Annotated in this window: 19 protein-coding genes; 5 read left to right on the forward strand and 14 right to left on the reverse strand. The window is 45.8% G+C overall.

The genetic code is table 11. The annotated features are described in order from the left end of the window. Positions 1-11: 11 nt before the first annotated feature. From INT76_RS04320 to INT76_RS04340, 5 genes are all read right to left on the reverse strand, one after another. The gene (locus tag INT76_RS04320; RefSeq protein ID WP_212572566.1) at positions 12-833 is read right to left on the reverse strand and encodes a pyruvate, water dikinase regulatory protein; all 822 of its coding nucleotides are present in this window, start codon (positions 831-833) and stop codon (positions 12-14) included. Beyond that, entirely contained in the window at positions 830-1453 is a 624-nt protein-coding gene (locus INT76_RS04325) for a helix-turn-helix transcriptional regulator (protein ID WP_212572568.1), read from the reverse strand. Before INT76_RS04325 ends, INT76_RS04320 begins: the two co-directional genes overlap by 4 nt. 174 nt (positions 1454-1627) lie before the next feature. Next, complete coding sequence (hpf, locus tag INT76_RS04330; RefSeq protein ID WP_212572570.1) at positions 1628-2170, reverse strand: ribosome hibernation-promoting factor, HPF/YfiA family; 543 nt, start codon at positions 2168-2170, stop codon at positions 1628-1630. 76 nt (positions 2171-2246) lie between these two features. Further along, positions 2247-2912, reverse strand: a complete 666-nt coding sequence (locus tag INT76_RS04335) for a ComF family protein (RefSeq protein ID WP_212572572.1) — start codon at positions 2910-2912, stop codon at positions 2247-2249. Beyond that, on the reverse strand, positions 2905-4200 hold the full coding sequence (locus tag INT76_RS04340; protein ID WP_428843982.1) for an ATP-dependent helicase ComFA: 1296 nt from the start codon (positions 4198-4200) through the stop codon (positions 2905-2907). The genes INT76_RS04335 and INT76_RS04340 overlap by 8 nt, the downstream gene beginning before the upstream one ends. Positions 4201-4290: 90 nt before the next feature. On the opposite strand from INT76_RS04340, the gene INT76_RS04345 reads away from it, so the two are divergent. From INT76_RS04345 to INT76_RS04365, 5 genes are all read left to right on the forward strand, one after another. Further along, positions 4291-4923 (forward strand): YigZ family protein, encoded by a 633-nt coding sequence (locus INT76_RS04345; protein WP_212572576.1) that lies wholly within the window; start codon positions 4291-4293, stop codon positions 4921-4923. Between the two features lie 90 nt (positions 4924-5013). Continuing rightward, positions 5014-5937 (forward strand): cysteine synthase A, encoded by a 924-nt coding sequence (cysK, locus tag INT76_RS04350; RefSeq protein ID WP_212572578.1) that lies wholly within the window; start codon positions 5014-5016, stop codon positions 5935-5937. Between the two features lie 190 nt (positions 5938-6127). Next, positions 6128-7609, forward strand: coding sequence for an ABC transporter permease (locus tag INT76_RS04355; RefSeq protein ID WP_212572580.1), 1482 nt, complete (start codon positions 6128-6130; stop codon positions 7607-7609). 11 nt (positions 7610-7620) lie between these two features. Beyond that, positions 7621-8295, forward strand: a complete 675-nt coding sequence (locus tag INT76_RS04360) for an ABC transporter ATP-binding protein (protein WP_212572582.1) — start codon at positions 7621-7623, stop codon at positions 8293-8295. Further along, positions 8288-9706, forward strand: coding sequence for a PASTA domain-containing protein (locus INT76_RS04365; protein ID WP_212572584.1), 1419 nt, complete (start codon positions 8288-8290; stop codon positions 9704-9706). The genes INT76_RS04360 and INT76_RS04365 overlap by 8 nt, the downstream gene beginning before the upstream one ends. Positions 9707-9787: 81 nt before the next feature. Here INT76_RS04365 and INT76_RS04370 read toward each other — a convergent pair whose 3' ends face one another. The 9 genes from INT76_RS04370 to fmt form a co-directional block, all read right to left on the reverse strand. Next, positions 9788-10156, reverse strand: a complete 369-nt coding sequence (locus tag INT76_RS04370; RefSeq protein WP_212572586.1) for a S1 RNA-binding domain-containing protein — start codon at positions 10154-10156, stop codon at positions 9788-9790. Between the two features lie 6 nt (positions 10157-10162). Beyond that, a complete protein-coding gene (locus INT76_RS04375; protein ID WP_212572588.1) occupies positions 10163-11563 on the reverse strand; it encodes a bifunctional Cof-type HAD-IIB family hydrolase/peptidylprolyl isomerase in 1401 nt (466 codons plus the stop codon). Positions 11564-11594: 31 nt separating this feature from the next. Then, entirely contained in the window at positions 11595-12236 is a 642-nt protein-coding gene (locus tag INT76_RS04380) for a response regulator transcription factor (protein WP_212572590.1), read from the reverse strand. Further along, a complete protein-coding gene (locus tag INT76_RS04385; RefSeq protein WP_212573016.1) occupies positions 12208-13224 on the reverse strand; it encodes an envelope stress sensor histidine kinase LiaS in 1017 nt (338 codons plus the stop codon). Before INT76_RS04385 ends, INT76_RS04380 begins: the two co-directional genes overlap by 29 nt. Further along, complete coding sequence (gene liaF, locus INT76_RS04390) at positions 13224-13919, reverse strand: cell wall-active antibiotics response protein LiaF (RefSeq protein ID WP_212572592.1); 696 nt, start codon at positions 13917-13919, stop codon at positions 13224-13226. The genes INT76_RS04385 and liaF overlap by 1 nt, the downstream gene beginning before the upstream one ends. Positions 13920-14045: 126 nt before the next feature. Beyond that, positions 14046-16022 (reverse strand): Stk1 family PASTA domain-containing Ser/Thr kinase, encoded by a 1977-nt coding sequence (gene pknB / locus INT76_RS04395; protein WP_212572594.1) that lies wholly within the window; start codon positions 16020-16022, stop codon positions 14046-14048. Next, positions 16022-16759 carry a Stp1/IreP family PP2C-type Ser/Thr phosphatase gene (locus INT76_RS04400; protein WP_212572596.1) on the reverse strand — a complete coding sequence of 246 codons (738 nt, stop codon included), beginning with the start codon at positions 16757-16759 and terminating at the stop codon, positions 16022-16024. Before INT76_RS04400 ends, pknB begins: the two co-directional genes overlap by 1 nt. Positions 16760-16797: 38 nt before the next feature. Beyond that, complete coding sequence (rsmB, locus tag INT76_RS04405) at positions 16798-18111, reverse strand: 16S rRNA (cytosine(967)-C(5))-methyltransferase RsmB (protein ID WP_212572598.1); 1314 nt, start codon at positions 18109-18111, stop codon at positions 16798-16800. Next, a complete protein-coding gene (fmt, locus tag INT76_RS04410) occupies positions 18101-19036 on the reverse strand; it encodes a methionyl-tRNA formyltransferase (protein WP_212572600.1) in 936 nt (311 codons plus the stop codon). The genes rsmB and fmt overlap by 11 nt, the downstream gene beginning before the upstream one ends. Between the last annotated feature and the right edge of the window lie 52 nt (positions 19037-19088).

Here is a 19088-nt window from a genome sequence, read left to right on the forward strand (position 1 = left end):
CCTTTTTGCACCTATAAATTGACCACTGTTAATCCAGATTGCTTCATTCGTTCCATAATCAACTCTGCTGTTTCTTCGATAGCCTTGTTTTCAATATCAATGATTGGGCAGCCCAACCTGTTCATAATCGAGTGGGCATAGTTCAATTCCTCTAAAATCTGCTCCTGATTGGTATAGGTGTTGTCCTGATACATACCGAGAGATTTCAAGCGCTCTTCCCGAATTCGGTTGAGGTGATCCAGACTGGTCGTCAGACCAAAAATCTTCCTGCGATCTAGTTGAAATAGTTCCTGAGGGATGGGAGAACCCAAGATAAGCGGAAGATTCATCACCTTTAACTGTTGGTTAGCCAAATACATGCTAAGCGGTGTCTTGGAGGTTCGGGAAACGCCAATCAAGACCACATCCGCCTCGAACAAACCTCGCACGTCCTTGCCATCATCGTACTTAATGGTAAATTCAATAGCATGAATGCGATTGAAATATGCCTGATCGACCTTGCGCAGTAAACCCGGCTGACTCTTGGGAGCCAATTCAAAGTGGGCAGCCAAACTGGCAATCATATCTGTCAAAATATCGAAAAGCTGAACGCCTTTTTCCTCAGCCAGTTGCCGCGAGTAGGCAGCCAGTTCAGGGTTAACCAACGTTTGGATGACCAGACACTGACTGTCTGGCATCTGTTGGTAAATGCCGTCTAGCTCTGAAGGACTGTTGATAAAGGGATAGCGCAAAACAGAATAGGTCACCGCTTGGCCTTCAAACTGGGCCAGAGCTGCTCGAATGACTTCCTTGGCTGTATTGCCCAGTGAATCTGAAATGATATAGATAATCATCGTATTCCCTCCATTGATTCCAAAAGCAGAGATAGAATGGTCGTTTTTGAAATCCGACCAATTGGCCGCAGACGGCCATCCTCATTGACGACGACTGGCAGACAGTCTACCTGATGCAGACCAATTTTTTTCAGAGCATCTAAAACACGCTCCTCTTCTTTACAGTAGATAATATTAGGAACCCTTGTCATGGCTAAGGCCACGCTAAAGTTTTGGATGATGGGATTGGACAGGGCCATTTTGAGTAGGTCCTTACGAGAAACAATCCCAACGAGATACCCATCCTCATCAACAATAAAAATCGTTCCTACATCGTGAATATACAGCTTGGTCACAACATCTGAAAAGCCATCTGTCTGTTTGGCAACAATAGGAATCCCCATCACATCTTTGACTTCTTTTTCTTGAAAATGATAGTTCTGTTGCGCCTGATAATTTTCATTATAGTAATAGCCAACATTGGGTTTGGCCTCTAAAATCCCAATCATAATGAGGACAGCCAGTTCATTGCGGATGGTAGACTTGCCAACTGATAGCTGCTTGGCCAAATCATCACCCGTAATTGGTTCACGGCTTTTAACTAATTCGATGATACTTTCTTGTCGTTTATTTAACTTCATTTTTCTCTCCTTGTAAGCGCCTTCCACCACATCTTATCACTTATGCTACATTAAATCAAGTTATAACACATTATTTCTATTGTTTTTTTAATTAGCACACACTATTCCCTGCTTCAAACACCAGAAAAAAATCCATAGGGTTCTTCCTATGGATTTTCAGAAATAGTATATATTTTATTGGCGAACTTCTAAGAGACCCAAATCACCGTCTTCACGTTTGTACAGGACGTTGGTAGTGCCATCGCTTGCATCTGTGTAAATGAAGAAATCATGGCCCAGCAATTCCAATTGGAGAATGGCTTCTTCAATATCCATTGGTTTCAGGTCAACCTGCTTGGTACGAACTACTTTCACTTCTTCTTCTGCTTGTTCTACCAAGTCTTCAGTAAAGATTTGACTGGTTGAAACTTTTTGACGGTGCTTACGCTCAATCTTTGTCTTATTGCGGCGGATTTGGCGCTCAATCTTGTCAACTACCAAATCAATCGAACCGTACATTTCTTGGGAAACATCTTCAGCACGGAGAGTAATGGAGCCAATTGGAATGGTTACTTCCACCTTGGCACGCTTGTCACGATATACTTTCAGATTCACTTTCGCGTTGAGTTCTTGGTCTTCATGGAAGTATTTCTCAATCTTGGCTACCTTGTCTTCCACATAGTTGCGAAGTGCTTCTGTCACTTCAAGGTTTTCTCCACGAATACTGAATTTAATCATATAAGTACCTCTTTCTAGGCTTTCGCCTTTCTTCACTCTTATTATACCACTTGAGAATTTTTTTGCAACCGTTTTCTCAGCGCGCGATTGAAAAACTCTTGATTCTTTTCTTTCCATTTTTCATAAGAATCCGCTTGGCTAGCTGGATACTGGCACCTGTTGTGTAAATATCATCAATCAAAATTATTTTTTCCGGAAGTGGTTTTTCCTCCAAAAGATAAAAAAACTGTTCCGCCTCCAATCGTTCCTTCCTCGATTTTTCTGACTGCCGCTGGGTATCCATTTTCCCCAGCAAAGGCTGGTAGGTAAGCCCTGCCGCTTCCAGGATTCCTTCTACCTGATTAAAGCCCCGCTCCGCCAAACGCTTGGGACCAAGTGGGATGGGTACGAGAGTGTAGTCGGAATATGCGCTTAGGTAGAGTTTAAGCTCTTTTGCAAAAACTTTCCTTAAAAGATAATCCCCTTGAAATTTATACTGGTTAAAATAGGCCGCCATCTCGTCTGTATAATCATAGAGGCTTTTGTGATCCACCGATAGCCCCAACTTCTCCCAATAACGGCAATCCTGACAAACCTCACTGCTGCCAGATTTTGAGCAGGAAGGGCAGGCCTCTTCTGTTTTGGGAACAAAAGCTGCGCGGCAACTCAAACAAACCTGCGCTTCCATTTTTTTAAAGAGAAGAATGTCCACAAACCGCAGACTCTCCTTCATCCCTTGCTTGCACAACAAACATTCACTCATGACCAGCCTCCTTATTCATCAAGCGAATTTCTGCAATAGCCCGTTCGATAGCCCGGTTACTGCCAGCATGAAAGAAGAGCAACTGTCCTGTTGGCCGCTCCAAGCTCCGTCCAACGCGCCCTGCAATCTGGACGAGTGAAGAAGAACTATACAGGGTATGGTGGGCATCAACGACAAAGACATCTACACAAGGAAAAGTCACCCCACGCTCCAAGATGGTCGTTGATACCAAAATCGACAGCTCCTGCTTCCGAAAGCCCTCCACCAGCTCCAGCCGATTTTCCGTCTGACTAGATACAAAACCGATCAACTCCTCTGGAAAAACCTGGCTGAGCACCTGACAAAAAGCTTGCCCCAACTTTATTTCTGGAACAAAAATCAACAGAGGATAGCCACTTTCTCGTTGCTTTCGGATTGCCCTTTCCAACTTCTTGACCAATTTCTTTTTGCCTAACTCCCTTTCAAAATGTGCCAACCAAACTTTTTGAGGAGGAACCAAGGGATTGCCATGGAATCGTCTGGGAAGGCGGAAGCGCTCTAAATCCCCACGCTTGACTTTTTTATCCAAGGCTTCTGTTGAAGTTGCTGTCAAAAAGACCTGAACCCCATCGGGTTTACAGGCATTCTCCACCGCCCGATAGAGCATGGGATTGTCCACATAAGGAAAGGCATCTACCTCATCAATCAATATCAAATCAAAAGCCTGATAAAATTTGAGAAGCTGATGAGTGGTCGCAATAACCAAGGGGGTGCGAAAATAAGCCTCTGACTCTCCATGCAGCAAACTAATCGGACAAGCAAAATCCTTACTCAATCGCTTATACAGTTCAATGCACACATCAATGCGTGGGCTAGCCAAACAAACCGCCCCTCCCTCATCAATCACTGAAGCAACCGCCTGATAGATCATCTCTGTCTTGCCAGCTCCCGTAACCGCGTGAACCAGACTAGCCCTTCGCTCAGCAACCGCCTGACACAAACCATCCGAAACCTGTTGCTGCCAGTCAGTCAGCTGCCCCGTCCAGCAAAGACTTTGCTGCTTCGGAAAGCCTTGCTGAGGAAAATAATAAAGGTCTTCATCCGTCCTCACCCGGCCAAGCATCAAGCACTCCCTGCAGTAAACTGCTCCGTTTGGGAGGCTATGCTCCGCCACAAAGGCCGTTCCACAACGGAAACAAGAGCCATCCTTGGTTTTTGAGGCTAGTCGGTTAGCCATCTGTCTTTCTTCTTCTGTCAACTGACCGCTGGTCAGCAAGCGACCATATAAGTGTTCAAATCCTGTCATCACCTCTTTATTCGTAAAATAAGGAACAAAGGCAAACCATCGAAGCAACTGCTAAGGCTTGTCATTCCGTCTAAAAATTAGTACAATCTTGGTATGAAAGCATTTAGAACCATCAAAGAAGACGGTATTGTCGAAGAAGAAATAAAAAAATCCCGCTTCATCTGCCAGATTAAACGAGTCACAACAGAAGAAGAGGCCCGTGAGTTTATCACCGCCGTCAAAAAAGAACACTACAAGGCTACCCACAATTGCTCTTGTTTTATCCTTGGAGAAGCAGCAACTATCAAGCGGTCTTCAGACGATGGCGAACCTTCTGGAACAGCTGGTGTTCCCATGTTGACCGTGCTGGAGAATGCCGGTCTGACCAACGTCGCTGCCGTTGTCACCCGCTACTTTGGCGGCATAAAACTAGGAGCAGGCGGCCTCATCCGTGCCTATGCCGGCAGTGTTGCCAAAGCCATCAAGGATATTGGTATCGTTGAGGTTAAGGAACAAGAAGGCATCCATATTCGCCTGTCCTACGCCCAATACCAAGAATTTGCCAACTGGCGGCAGACCCAATTGCTGGAAGAGTACGACACCCAGTTTGCCACGGAAGTCACCACCACCGTCTTTGTAGATAAGGAAGACCTAGCACCGACACTGCACAGCTTAACAGATTTCTATCACGGCAAAGTAGAGGCTCAGGCCCTAGACACTCGAATTGTCGAAGTACCGATTCATTAAAAAAGACTATCGCCTTGATAGTTTTTTTATATTTTACAAAGACGGGGCAGAACAGTATACTAAAACCATTAGTTAAAATGGAGGTGCCGTATGGCCATTTATCAGAATATTACCGAATTAGTTGGAAAAACACCGATTGTAAAATTAAATAAGATTGTCCCTGAAGGAGCGGCGGACGTCTATGTCAAACTAGAAGCCTTTAACCCCGGATCGTCAGTAAAGGATCGGATTGCTCTTGCCATGATTGAAGATGCCGAAGCACAAGGAATTATCAAACCTGGCGATACTATCGTAGAACCTACTAGCGGAAATACCGGTATCGGTCTTGCTTGGGTCGGTGCTGCAAAAGGCTACAAGGTTGTCATTGTCATGCCAGAAACCATGAGCATTGAGCGTCGTAAAATCATTCAAGCCTACGGAGCTGAGCTGGTCTTGACTCCAGGCAGCGAGGGAATGAAAGGGGCTATCGCTAAGGCTCATGAAATCGCAGCAGAAAGACAGGCTTGGGTGCCTCTGCAATTTGCAAACCCAGCCAACCCCAAAGTTCATGAGGAAACAACTGGTCAAGAGATTCTCGAAGCGTTTGGAGCAACAGGACTAGACGCCTTCGTATCTGGTATCGGAACCGGCGGTACCATCACTGGTGTTTCCCAGGTTCTTAAAGCAGCAAATCCAGATGTAGCTATCTACGCTGTCGAAGCAGATGAGTCTGCTGTTCTGTCTGGCGAAGCTCCTGGACCGCACAAGATTCAAGGAATTTCTGCCGGTTTCATTCCAGACACCTTGGACACTGAGTCTTATGACCACATCATCCGCGTCAAATCAGATGATGCCCTTGCGACCGGCCGTGCTATCGGTGGTCAAGAAGGTTTCCTAGTAGGCATTTCATCAGGTGCTGCTATCTTTGCAGCGATTGAAGTGGCCAAAGAACTGGGAGCAGGAAAATCTGTCCTAGCTGTACTTGCTGACAACGGTGAGCGTTACCTCTCCACTGCACTTTACGAATTTGAATAAGCTTGAGCTGACCGTGTTTTCATGGTCAGTTTTTTGTAACCATTTCATCTACTATTCGTTTTATTAGTAGATAACAGAGTATCTAATTTTTGTCTATTTTACTTCTATTGTCTTGAAGCTTTGTGAAAAATATAGTATGATATAAACAAAAGTAAGCGCTTTCTAGACAACAAATTAAAGGAGGTTTCCAATGAACTATCTAAACCGAGCTTGGCTCAGCGTGACCCGACGCAAGGGAAAATCCCTCTTGCTCTTCACCATTCTCTTTATTTTGGGCAACGTTATTGCTGGCGCAGTCTCGATTCAGCAGGCCACCCAAAGTGTTGAACGCAAGATTAAACACCAGATGGGAGCCACGGCTACCCTCCAACTAGATTATGAGCGTTTAAGCAAAGAAGAGCCCCAAGAAGCCCTTCCGAATCTGAGCAAGGAATTGATTGAAGAAATTGGAAAACTTCCTTATGTGAAGTACTATGACTACGTACTCAACAATACCATCGGCTCCGAAAGTTTCCAAGCCTACATTCCACCTTTCCTTGAAGAAAACGGAGGAGTTCCGGCAGTAGAGAATAATCAGTTCGCATTCAACCTCCGCGGTGTTCAATCCAGCGTCGTACTCCCGATTGAAGAGGGGGAAATCAGCATCGTCCAAGGACGAAACTTTACCAATGAGGAAGTGACTGCCGGAAAAACTGTTGCCTTAATTTCCAAAGAACTAGCTGATAAAAACAATGCCACTGTCGGCGACACCATTACCCTGAACAACTATATCTACGGCGAAATAAACTCAGATGGTCAGGCTGAAATCGCGACCCAATTTGAACACCAAGTCGAAATCATCGGTATCTATCAGAGCAAAAAACAAACAACCAGCAGCACAGACAATCAAAAAGAAGGCGACCAGTGGAGCAAGGCCTTTCAAGAACAGATGCTGGCCAACCGCATCTTTGTCCCCAACAAATTTGTCGAAGCAACCCGACGTGAGTCAATAGAGGCAGCTGCTAGCCAAAACGAGAACGGCCTCACCGAAGAAGAAATGCAAGGGTACATTTCAGCAGGAGAACCTCTCTATGTATTAAAAAGCCCAGAAGATGTAGAAAATTTTAGACAAGAAGCCCAACCTCTCTTGCCTGATTACTATATCGTCTACGCGGCTTCCGATGCCTATGATACTATTGCAGCGCCAGTACAATCCATGTCACGGTTGGCAGGCTATGTCCTGATTGTTGCCGTTATCGCAACCATCACCATTATCACCCTAGTCGTCTTGCTCTTCTTGCGCGACCGCAAACATGAACTGGGTATCTATCTTGCACTCGGCGAAGCCAAATGGAAGGTTGTTGGACAAACCTTGATCGAGGTCTTCTTGATTGCCTTCCTCTCACTCAGCCTCTCTATTTTTACCGGAAATGCAACGGCAGGAGCTGTTTCGGACTCCCTCATCCAGCACCAAATCGAGCAAAATGAGGACCCTAACGGAGGAATTAGCTATACCTCCTTTGAATTCCAACCAGATACTAGCACCGACGATGTCATCAATGAATATAAGGTTGAGTTGTCCCTAGGCTACATCGCTGCTATGTATGGTATTGGTCTAGGAACCGTCCTTTTGGCAACACTCGTGCCAGTCGGCTACATTGTTCGCCTCAATCCGAAACGAATTATGATGTAAGGGGGAGTATCATGCCTATTTTAGAAGCAAAAAATGTGTCCTACTACTATCAGGACGGAGAGAACCGACGCCACATCCTAAAGGGTGCTACCGTTCAGTTTGAAAAAGGGAAATTCTATACCATCCTTGGACAGTCTGGTTCGGGGAAAACTACCCTTCTATCTCTCCTCAGCGCCCTTGAAGCCCCTAAAGACGGTCAGATTCTCTACAAAGGAAAAGATATAAAAGAGATTGGCTACGAAGCCTTTCGGCGCAACCATATCGGCATTGTCTTTCAGTACTACAACCTCATTCCTTACATGACAGCTGTTGAGAATGTTCTGGTTCCCATGGCCATAACAGAAAACCAACTGCCGAGCGATTCTAAGGAAGTTGCTTACAATCTCTTGGATTATATCGGCATTGTCCAATCCAAAGCGGACCGCCTAGTAACCCAATTATCTGGCGGTGAACAGCAACGGGTAGCCATTGCGCGCTCCTTAGCCACCAATGTCGAAGTCATTCTAGCTGACGAACCAACGGGCAATCTTGATGAAGAAATGGAAAATGAAATAGTGGATATTTTTATGAAGCTAGCCCACGATCATGACAAATGCGTCATTGTGGTCACCCATTCTCAGGAAATTGCCCAGAAGTCAGACCAGACCTTCTACCTGAGAAAGGGAGTACTAAAAGCCTATGAATGATTTTCTATCAAAATTTTCTGGAAAAAACTACGATAAAATCCTTGATGACCAGCCCCTAGCTGAAAGCCAGCCTGCACCGACTGAAGAAGAGGAAGCCCCAAGAAAAGAACCGAGCCAACCAACAGCCCGCAGACGCCGAAGTGAGTCCTCTGCCAGTCGGTCTGTCAGACGGGAAGAATTGGCCGAGGAAATGGAGATTGACCCTCATTACAAGAAAAATCAGCGGAAAAAATGGGCGATGATTGCCGGTAGCGCTCTCTTGACACTTGTGCTTGCTGTATGGCTCATCTATCAATTCACCCATGTCAGCCTACCCAATTTCGTTGGTCAACCGCTGACCGACGCACGAAAATGGGCGACTGAAAATCAGGTCACCATTGATCTCAAACAAGAATATAGCGATACAGTTGAGGTGAATACCGTCATTTCTCAAGATAAAAAGGCAGGCAGCAAGCTGGCCAAGGGCGGAACCTTAACCGTGACCAGTTCCCTTGGGGCTGACCCTGAGGAAATCATCAGCCTGCCTGATTTTTCCAGCATGACCTTCTCACAAGCCAAAAAATGGATTGAGGAATATAAGGCTGAAAACCTCAAGCTGGTTCAAGAATATAGTGACACCATTGAAAAAGGGCAGTTTATCAAACTGGATATTGCCAATAATATCCCTGCGGAAGAATACAAGCGCTCCAACAAAGCCAGCCTATACTACTCTCGAGGAAAGGAAATCCTTGAGGCCAACATCGAAGTTCCCAACTTCAAAGACAAGCCAAAAGCTGACGTTGAAAGCTGGGCTAGAACCAATTCCATCGCTGTTACTTATCAGGATAAGGCTAGCTCCACCGTTGCAACAGGGCTCGTATTGGACCAATCGATAGAGGCAGGTCAAAAAATTGCGAAAAAATCTACCATGACCGTCGCCATTTCTGCTGGCAAAGGAGTAACTGTTCCGAATTTCAATCATATCAACGCCAGCCAAGCTGGATCCGTATCTGGGCTAACCGTCATTGTCCGCTTTGTTTATAGCGAACTTCCCTACGGTCACCTGATTAGCCAGTCTCAAGAAGCTGGTACAGAACTGACAGAAAAAGATGATCGGAATGTCGAAGTCGTCTACTCGGCCGGCATCCCTTACCTTCGTGACTTACGCGGAAAAAATGAGGGCGACCTCCAACAATATTTCTACGACCAGTTCCGCTCTAAGGGCGCCGACATCTACTATACCACCTATTATGTCAACTCTGATCAAGCCAAGGGGACTGTGGTGCAACAGAGCGTTTATGAAACAGAGTTGCCACTTTCTTACACTGTCGAGCTGGGTATTAGCAATGGCGCTTGGTACAGCGGCCAAACCCCACTAAGCTCTAGCGACGACAGCAGCAATTCTCAGACGGAAACCGGCAGCAATCCATAAAAAAGCAACTGGAAAGCTGCTATAACAAGAGGACATAAGAAAAGGCTTAAAATCAACGTGATTTTAAGCCTTTTGACTCTTTCAAGACGTTTCCTGTTCTTCTTTTAAAAACGCCTTAGCTTCCTTGACCCAACGAGGGAGCTTTTTAGCTAGCGGGGCAAAGCCAATCTTGTGACGATCACTGGTGAATCGATGGTGACGAGGCATTTTTTGTTTTTCTTCTTCCAAGGTTCGGATGGACAAGCTGACTTTGCGGCTATACTCATCGTAATCTACCACTTGAACTAAGACTTCCTGTCCCACTTTCAAATGCTGATGAATATTTTCTACATAACCGGTCTTTATCTCTGAAATATGGATAAGGCCAGTTGCTCCGGTTTCCAGCTCCACAAAGGCACCATAGGGCTGAATACCCGTTACCCTCCCTTGGATTTTATCTCCAATCTTCATCAGTTTTTAGTCCTCAATTGTAATACCAAGGATAACAACGTCCTCTACTGGCTTATCCATCGCCCCAGTTTCAACAGCAGCAATAGCATCCAAAACGGCATAGGAAGCTTCATCTGCCAAATGCCCAAAAACAGTGTGGCGTTGATCCAAGTGTGGAGTTCCACCTTTTTCCGCATACAATTCAGCAATGGGTGCTGGCCAGCCACCGCGTTCCAGTTCTTTCTTTGCATACGGAAGCTTGGTGTTCTGAACGATAAAGAACTGACTGCCATTGGTGTTTGGCCCAGCATTGGCCATAGATAGAGCACCACGGAGGTTAAACACTTCCATTGAAAACTCATCTTCAAAAGCTGCACCGTAGATGGACTCGCCACCCATACCTGTACCTGTCGGATCGCCACCTTGAATCATGAAATCCTTGATAATTCGATGAAAAATAACGCCGTCATAGTAGCCGTCTTTGGCTAAAGCAATAAAGTTTGCGACCGTCTTGGGAGCAATTTCAGGGAAGAGTTTCAGCTTCAAATCTCCATGGTTGGTTTGAATGGTTGCAAGAGGACCAACATAGTCCGCTAAGGCAACTTGTGGATAGTGTTTTTCTTTTTCTACCATTCCTAATTTCTCCAAGGCATCAAAAATGCCATCTTCTTCTACTTTTTTTGTAATATAGTCGGCCCGTTTTTGCAAGTCGGGATGAGAATGCCCCATCGCAATACTAATGCCTGCATAGTCAAAAACCTCTAAATCATTCAGTCCATCACCAAAGACCAGAACATTTTCTGACTTAAGTCCCAGATATTCCACAACCTTGGCAACACCTGCCGCCTTAGAAGCGTTTTTGAGAACAATGTCTGAAGAAATCGGATCCCAGCGAACACTGCGCAAGCTCTTGCCCAAATCTTCAGTGAGCTCAACTTCCTTACCTTCCTGCTCAAAGGTCCACATCTGGTAAACCGGATGGTTTTGATAGAAAGTTGGGTCTGTCGGAAGATTTTCATAAACCACATCAATGGTCTGACTGATGCGCGGCGTACGGGCAGACAAGGCCGCTGTTTCACTGCCGACCAATCCATACTCAATACCAATTTCCTTGGTGAACTGGATGTAGTCTTCAATCAGTTCCACAGGAAGGGGCTGGTGGTGGATAATTTGGCCCTTGGCATCTTCTACATAGGAACCATTGATGAGGGCAAAATAATCAGGCTGAAGGGCCCTGATTTCTGGTACGACACCGTATTTGGCCCTACCCGAGGCAATTCCCGTCAAAATCCCCTTCTCCTTCAGCGAGCGAAAAACCTGCTTGATCGAGTCAGGAATATAGCCTGTATCCTTGATACGCAAGGTATCGTCAATATCAAAGAAGACAATTTTAATCTTCTTGGCTTTGTATTTTAATTTTGCGTCCATAAGTCTCCTTTTACTGCTGTCCATTATACCATTATTCTTCGTCTTGTGCTACCAGGCCATGTTGGAAAGCATAGACAACCGCCTGTGTCCGATCGCTGACAGCCAGTTTGGATAAAATATTGGAAACATGGGTCTTAACCGTCTTCAGAGAAATAAAGGACTCATCTGCAATCCGTTGATTATCGTAGCCCTTAGCCAGCAAAGCTAAAATGTCGCGTTCACGCGCGGTCAAATCTTCATGCAAATCCGGATAGCGCTTGTGATGTTCCACCTTCTTCTCTACTTCTGTTTCAATGGCCAACTCTCCCCGCGCTACCTTACGAATCGCTCGTAGAATTTCTTCTGCGCTGGAAGTTTTAAGCATGTAGCCCCTTGCTCCAGCCTCAAGAACAGGATAGATTTTTTCGTTGTCCAGATAAGAGGTCAAAATGACAATCTTGGCGTCCTCCCACTCCTTCAACAGGGCCAAAGTGGCCTCTACTCCGGTCATTTTAGGCATGACCAAATCCATGACCACCACATCTGGTTTGAGTTGGAGAGCCCGTTCAAGACCCTCTTCACCGTCGCTTGCTTCTGCAACGACCTCTACATCTTCTTGCAAATTCAAAAAACTTTTCAAGCCCAGTCGAACCATCTCGTGGTCATCAACTAGCATCACTCGTATCTTGGTCATCTTCTTTTCCTTTCAATAATGGGATGCGAATATCAATAGCTACTCCCTTGTTAGGGGCTGTGCGAATCTTAATCGTCCCCGCCATATCCTCTACTCGCTCTTGCATGTTCTGCAAACCGTAACTCAATTCTTGCTCATCTGATTGTACAAATCCAACACCATCATCCGTCATCTTGAGTTGAAGCTCAGACTCTGACTGAACTAGGTAGACATCCAGGTGCTTGGCTTTGGCATGCCGCAGGGTATTGCTGATGATTTCCTGAGCAATCCGAAAGAGATGCTCCTCGATATGCTTAGGCAAGTCCTCCACCTGATGATGGAAGTGAACCTGAATGGCACTCTTGTCACTGACTTCTCTGAGAATCACTTCAAAGCCCTCCACCAAGGTCTTCCCATCTAGCTCGCTCGGTCTGAGGTGAAGCAAGAGGATACGGAGATCTCTCTGCGCTGTTTCAATCATGTCCTTAACCGCTAATAACTGCTGGGCCAAGGTATCTTGCGAAATGGTGTTCAAATTACTGGATAAACCAGATAAAATCATACTGGTCGCAAAAAGTTCCTGACTGACCGTATCGTGCAAATCACGGGCAATCCGACGGCGTTCCCCTTCCACAATTTCTTCTTGTTTAACCAAATCCTGATTATCTATCATCTGAACCTGTCTGGTCAAACTGCGCACCTTATCAGACAGTTGTAAGAGAAGCTGATCTTCTTCTGCTGAGGAACGAATGCTCTTGTTTTGAAGAATGGCCCGGATTTTCTGCCTAGTTCCTTGAGTAGCAACCAAAGAAACTGTTTGAACCAGAACCGACAAAAAGAAGGTCAATACGATAATCAAGAGTAAGAGGGTAAACACCAACTGCTCTGTCGAAGTCCAAAGAGATAGGTCAAAGACAGAGTAGTTCAACAAAGGAAAGACAGAGGCCAGAACAACCAAGACAATGAGGGTTGCGTACCAGATTAAGAGTAACAGGGTTCCTTTTTTCATCATACTCGAACCACCTCCACATCTCCAAAGAGGCAATTCACCACCAATTTCACCCGTTTGTGGGAGTCTTTATAGTGTGGGCTGGAAATGGAAAAACTCTCGTTGCGCAAATCCCAGTAGGACAGGCCCATAAACTGGACGCGACCATATAGGCTGGAAGCCACCAAGGATACCTCTACATCAATGGGAACGATAATCTTCGTTTTCCCGAAGGTCTTTCGAATAACAACGATATTATCTCGTCCAACCAAGACAGCCTCATCCAAGTCAACGACATCATTTCCAAAAAGACGGATAATATTGATGTCCTCAAAACCATACTTGTCCTGAGAGTGATCCTGATTACCAAACCACTTGGTTTTTTCTTTTTTAGCTTCTAGGGGCTCATCCTCCAGCAAAATATGGGTGTACTGATTTCTTTTTTCGTATCTTGAAAAGAAATTGATAAAAATATAGATGATAAACAGCATCACCCCAACGATGAAATAAGGATTCAGTACAAATACAAGAAAAATGAGCGATACCGCACTGGCTAAGAGTACCTGACTATTCTTCCTACCTGTCACATACCAAATCACCAGCATAAAGACCGCTACCAGTAAAATTGCACGCGCTGCTTCACTGGCCAAGACGTCAAAGAAAGCTAGTGTAAAAATTATACTTTCTAATAATAAGAAAAACTGCACTTTCCGCATAGGTTTCTTCCTTTCCTTACTATTGTACCAAATTTTGCAAGAAACGCCTCCTTCCGAGGTAGGAAAAAAGCACCCCCAGCAATCGATGGAAAAACCTCAATTGCTAGATGTGCTTTTCTTGATTGATTATTGACCGTTGCTGGAAGAGGTACCAGTGGAAGAAGAACTAGAGCTTCCTCCTTGCTGTGAATTGGAGGCAACGGAAACATAGAGAGTCACCGTTCCATCAATCGTGCTGCCAGCTGCTGGGTACTGTCCTACAACCAGGTCACTGGTTGTAGCCGCGTAACTGCTATCTTCTTGTTTCTCAATAGTAGAAACTGACACTCCCAAGTTTTGAAGCTGACGTCTTGCTTCTGCATAACTATACTTCATCACACCAAAATCTGGCATGGTAATAGCCGGTCCTTTTGACACGATTAGGTTGACAGTGGAGCCCTTAGTCAAGCTACTTCCTACCGTAGGATTGGTACTGATTACCACTCCCTCTGCAAGGGTATCGCTGTACTCTTGTGTGATATCACCTACTAGGAAACCGGCAGTTTTCAACTCCTGACTAGCTACTTCCTGACTCTTACCGACCACATCTGGAACTGTCGTTGGTTGTGGGCCTTTGGAAACAACAATCGTAACCGAACTGCCTTTGGCCTTGGAGCTTTCAGCTATTGGATCGGTCTTAATAACCGTTCCGCTCTCTACGCTGTCACTGTATTCTTCCTTGCGCTTGACGGTAAAACCAGCATTTTCTAATTCCTGTTGTGCCACGGAAGCATCTTGGCCAACCACATCTGGAACTGTGACTGCTTCTGCAGAGGCTAGAACAATATCTACTGTACTGCCTTCACGCTTGGAGCTGTTGGCTGCTGGATTGGTCCGAAGAACAGTTCCTTCTTCCACATCGGAGGACTCCTCCTCTGTTACCGTTCCCACTTTCAAACCTGATGTTTCTATTTTTTCCTTAGCAACTTCCAAGGTTTGCCCTCTGACATCTGGAACCGTAACCGTTGCTGGAGTGTTATAGAGTACAATCAAGAATCCAATGATGGTCAAAAGTGTCGCACCAATTAACACCTTGTAGCGCATACGCATCCGGCGCTTGGGCTTGGTTGGTTTATTGACCGACGCTGACACCTCTGGTCGAGCCCCTACTGCCTCATCCTTATTAGATGGGGTGGCTGCTGGCCGTTTAGGCTCCACAGCAGCCTGAGATAATTTAGGGAGAGTTTTGGTGTCGACCTTATTTCCCTCCAGGACAACACGCGGTTCATGCCGACGATCCAAGGACAGGGCTGACGCCAAGTCAGTATACATTTCAGCAACTGTCTTATAGCGCTCTGTCAACTTCTTGGCGGTAGCCTTGAGGACCACATTTTCCAATGCTTGTGGCACTCTTGGATTTTCATCTCTAACTGACGGAAGCGGTTTTTGGAAATGCTGGAGGGCGATGGTTACAGCACTATCCCCATCGTAGGGAATACGACCTGTCAGCATCTCAAAGAGGATAATCCCCATGGCATAAATATCACTTTGCACAGTCGCCTTAGACCCCCGCGCCTGTTCAGGTGATAGGTAATGAACCGAGCCGAGCATTGAATTGGTCTGGGTTAGGCTGGTTTCAGCAAAGGCAACCGCGATACCGAAATCTGTCACCTTGGCCGTTCCGTCTTTGGTTAACAGAACGTTTTGAGGTTTTAAATCCCGGTGAACAATTCCCCTAGTATGGGCCATCCGCATGGCAAGGAGAATTTGCCCCATGATACGGACAGAAGTGTCATTGGATAGAGGAGCATTTTCTTTGATGTATCGTTTCAGGTCAAGACCGTCTACATACTCCATGGCCAAATACTGCTGACCATCTTCTTCTCCAATGTCTGAGATACGAACAATGTTAGGATGGTCTAGGTCAGCCATCGCGCGAGCCTCTCTCTGGAAGCGTTGAATGGCAATCTGATCCGTCTGATAGTTGGTCCGAAGGACCTTCACGGCGACCTCTTCACCATCTAAAATCAGGTCGCGGGCTAGATAGACATCTGCCATACCACCGCGACCAATCTGTCGAACGATCCGGTAGCGACCTGCAAAGATCTTTCCAATCTGTATCATCAATGAGCCTCCTCTGTAATCTGAAGAAGAGCTACTGTGATATTGTCCGTTCCACCTGCATTATTGGCGAAGCGAATAAGGGATTCTGCCTTTTGACCCAAGGGAACTTCGCTGAGGACAATATCACAAATATCCTCGATGGACACCATATTGGTCAAACCATCGCTGTTGACTAGGACATAATCACCGACCTCCAAGGTCTTAAGGGCAATATCTGGTTCAATCGGTTCTTGCTGGCCGATTGATTGAGTGACAAAATTCTTATGAGGATGATTCTGAGCCTCTTCCTCTGTAATCTGACCGGCGCGCAACAAGGCTCCAACCAGAGAATGATCACTGGTCAGACGAGTGTACTCTCCATTGCGGATAAGTCCGATACAAGAATCTCCCACATGGGCATAAATCATCTGATTGCCGATAACAACAACTGCCTCAAGAGTTGTTCCCATCCCTTTATACTCTTCTGACTTACCTAACTCATGAATCTTCTTGTTCTCTTCATCCAAGATGTCCACCATCCACTGGCGTACATCATTGAGAACATTCAGCTGGGTGTCCACCCAAGCCGCTCCTAGGTCCGTGGCTGTCATCTCACTGGCAATATGGCCTGCGCGATGCCCACCCATTCCGTCTGCCAACACAATCAAATCAATACCTGCTCGGTTGGTATAACGGTTGACATAATCTTGGTTATTGGAACGCTTCTGTCCCACATCTGTTAAAAGTGCAATTTCCATACTGTATCTCTGCTGATGAATCAGCAACCTCCTCTAATTTAGGATTTTCTTCTGACTTGACCGATAAAGAATCCATCTGTCAAATACTGTTCGGGTGTGAGTAAAATGCAGCCGTCGGTTACAATGTCCGCACAGTGGTGGCTCAAAGTAACCTGTTCAAAATTAGGATGTTTCTCTAGAAAAATACGAAGAACTTCCTGATTTTCCTTGGCTATAATGGTACATGTGCTATAGGTTATTATACCACCTTTTTTAACGGTTTGGCAAACACTGTCAAGGATTTGAAGCTGGATTTGCTGCAAGGACTCAAAATCTGCAGCCTCCTTATTGTAACGAATATCCGGCTTCCTGCGAATCAAGCCTATCCCCGAACATGGTGCATCTACCAAAATCTTATCAAAACGATCTGGACCAAAGGTTTCTGCCACCTTTGTCGCATCTAAACGTCGGGTTACAATCTTATCTGACAAACCCAAACGTCGCGCATTGTCTTCTATCAAGCTGAGTTTGTGGTCATACAAATCCAAAGCAGTTACCCGACCGCTCGTCAGATAAGAAGCCATGTGGCAAGTTTTTCCGCCCGGCGCTGCACAAGCATCCAATAGTTCTTCTGAACCTTCAATTTTCAAGGTTGGAGCAACCAGTTGACTGGATTCATCCTGAATGGTGATCAGCCCTTCCTGAAAATAGGCCGTACTAGCAAAATGCCCATTGGCCTTGACTAAACCGACTGGGGAAAGTCTGGATTGTTCCGCACCTAGTTGAGTCTTTATCTCTTCCAGACGACTAGAATCCGTTACCCGCACGCTTGCCTTGTTGCGGATGTGAAGACTAGCTAGTATCTTCTCTGCACGCTCTTCTCCATACTCGTCAATCAGGGTCTTGACCAACCAGACAGGCACCGAATACAGGACAGACAAACGCTTGTTCTTGCGCTTGATGGTCGTGGGGTCTGGTAGGTCTGTTTCCAACCATTTACGAAGGATAGCATTAACAAACTTATCTGCCCCCTTCTTTGCCTTGGCGAGTTCCACCGCCTCGTGAACAACGGCATGCTTGGGAATCTTATTCAGATAGAGCAACTGATAGATGCTAAGCAGGAGTAACTGGTAAACCCAGCTATCCAGCTTGTCCCTATCAGCTATAAAGTGAGCTAGATACCACTCGAGGCTAATCTTTCGGGCTACTGTTCCATAGACTAGCTCCGTAGCCAAGTGTTTGTCTTTTTCTGAGAGTTTTGCTTGTTTTAAAGCTTGATTGAGAGCCAGATTAGAATAGGCTCCCTGTTCAAAAACCTGCCCCAAAACCTCTAAAGCTAGACTTCGTGCGCTGTCTTTCTTTCTAGTTACCAAATTGTTCTCCTACTGCCAACTCTCGGCCAGAACCATTGAGAAAGTCCGCAATGCCCATCTTTGGTTTACCAGCGGGCTGGACGGTCTTTAAGGACAAGGCACCTTGGCCTGTTGCGACAATCAATTCCTTTTTGCTGCGGGCAATCACTTGACCGCTCGGACCAGAACCCGGCACTTCCACCGCCTCGTAAATCTTAAATCGCTCACCCTTCCAAAGAGTGTGGGCAACCGGCCAAGGATTCATCCCGCGAATGTGATTGAAGAGCTGACGCGCTGACTTGTTCCAATCCAAGCATTCTTCTTCTGGACGAATATTGGGAGAAAAACTAACCAATGCTGGATCCTGTGGCTGTGGCAGAAGCTTTCCTGATAGGTAGTCAGGCAAGGTTCTCAGCAGTAGATCCCTTCCGACAAGAGCTAATTTTTCAAAAAGACTGCCGACATTATCACTTTCTTCAATGGCGATGCTGTCGCTTGAAATCATGTCGCCAGCATCCATCTCTTTGACCATCTCCATGATTGTCACTCCAGCCTCCTCATCTCCATTGATGAGGGCGTAGTGAATAGGCGCACCACCTCGGTATTTAGGTAAAAGAGAGGCATGGACATTGATCGCAAAGCCGACTGAATCAAGTAGCTTGCTCGGTAAAAATTGACCGAAAGCAGCTGTTACAATCCCGTCTGCTCCTAGCTCCATCAGTTCCTCCATCTCCTGACTCCCCGATAATTTTTCGGGCTGGTAGATGGTTAGACCATGTTGGAGAGCGACTTCCTTCACAGGTGTTCTACGAATTTCCTTCTTACGACCAACTGCCCGATCTGGCTGAGTAACAACCGCCAAAACTTGGTACTGGTCATCAGCCAAGATTCCTTCCAAAACAGTCGCCGAAAAGTCTGGCGTTCCCATAAAAATAATCTTTGTCATTGTGTGTTCTACTCCTATCACTATCTCTATATTATACCACTTTTGCTTGCAT

Source organism: Streptococcus oriscaviae (assembly GCF_018137985.1).
Taxonomy (GTDB): domain Bacteria; phylum Bacillota; class Bacilli; order Lactobacillales; family Streptococcaceae; genus Streptococcus; species Streptococcus oriscaviae.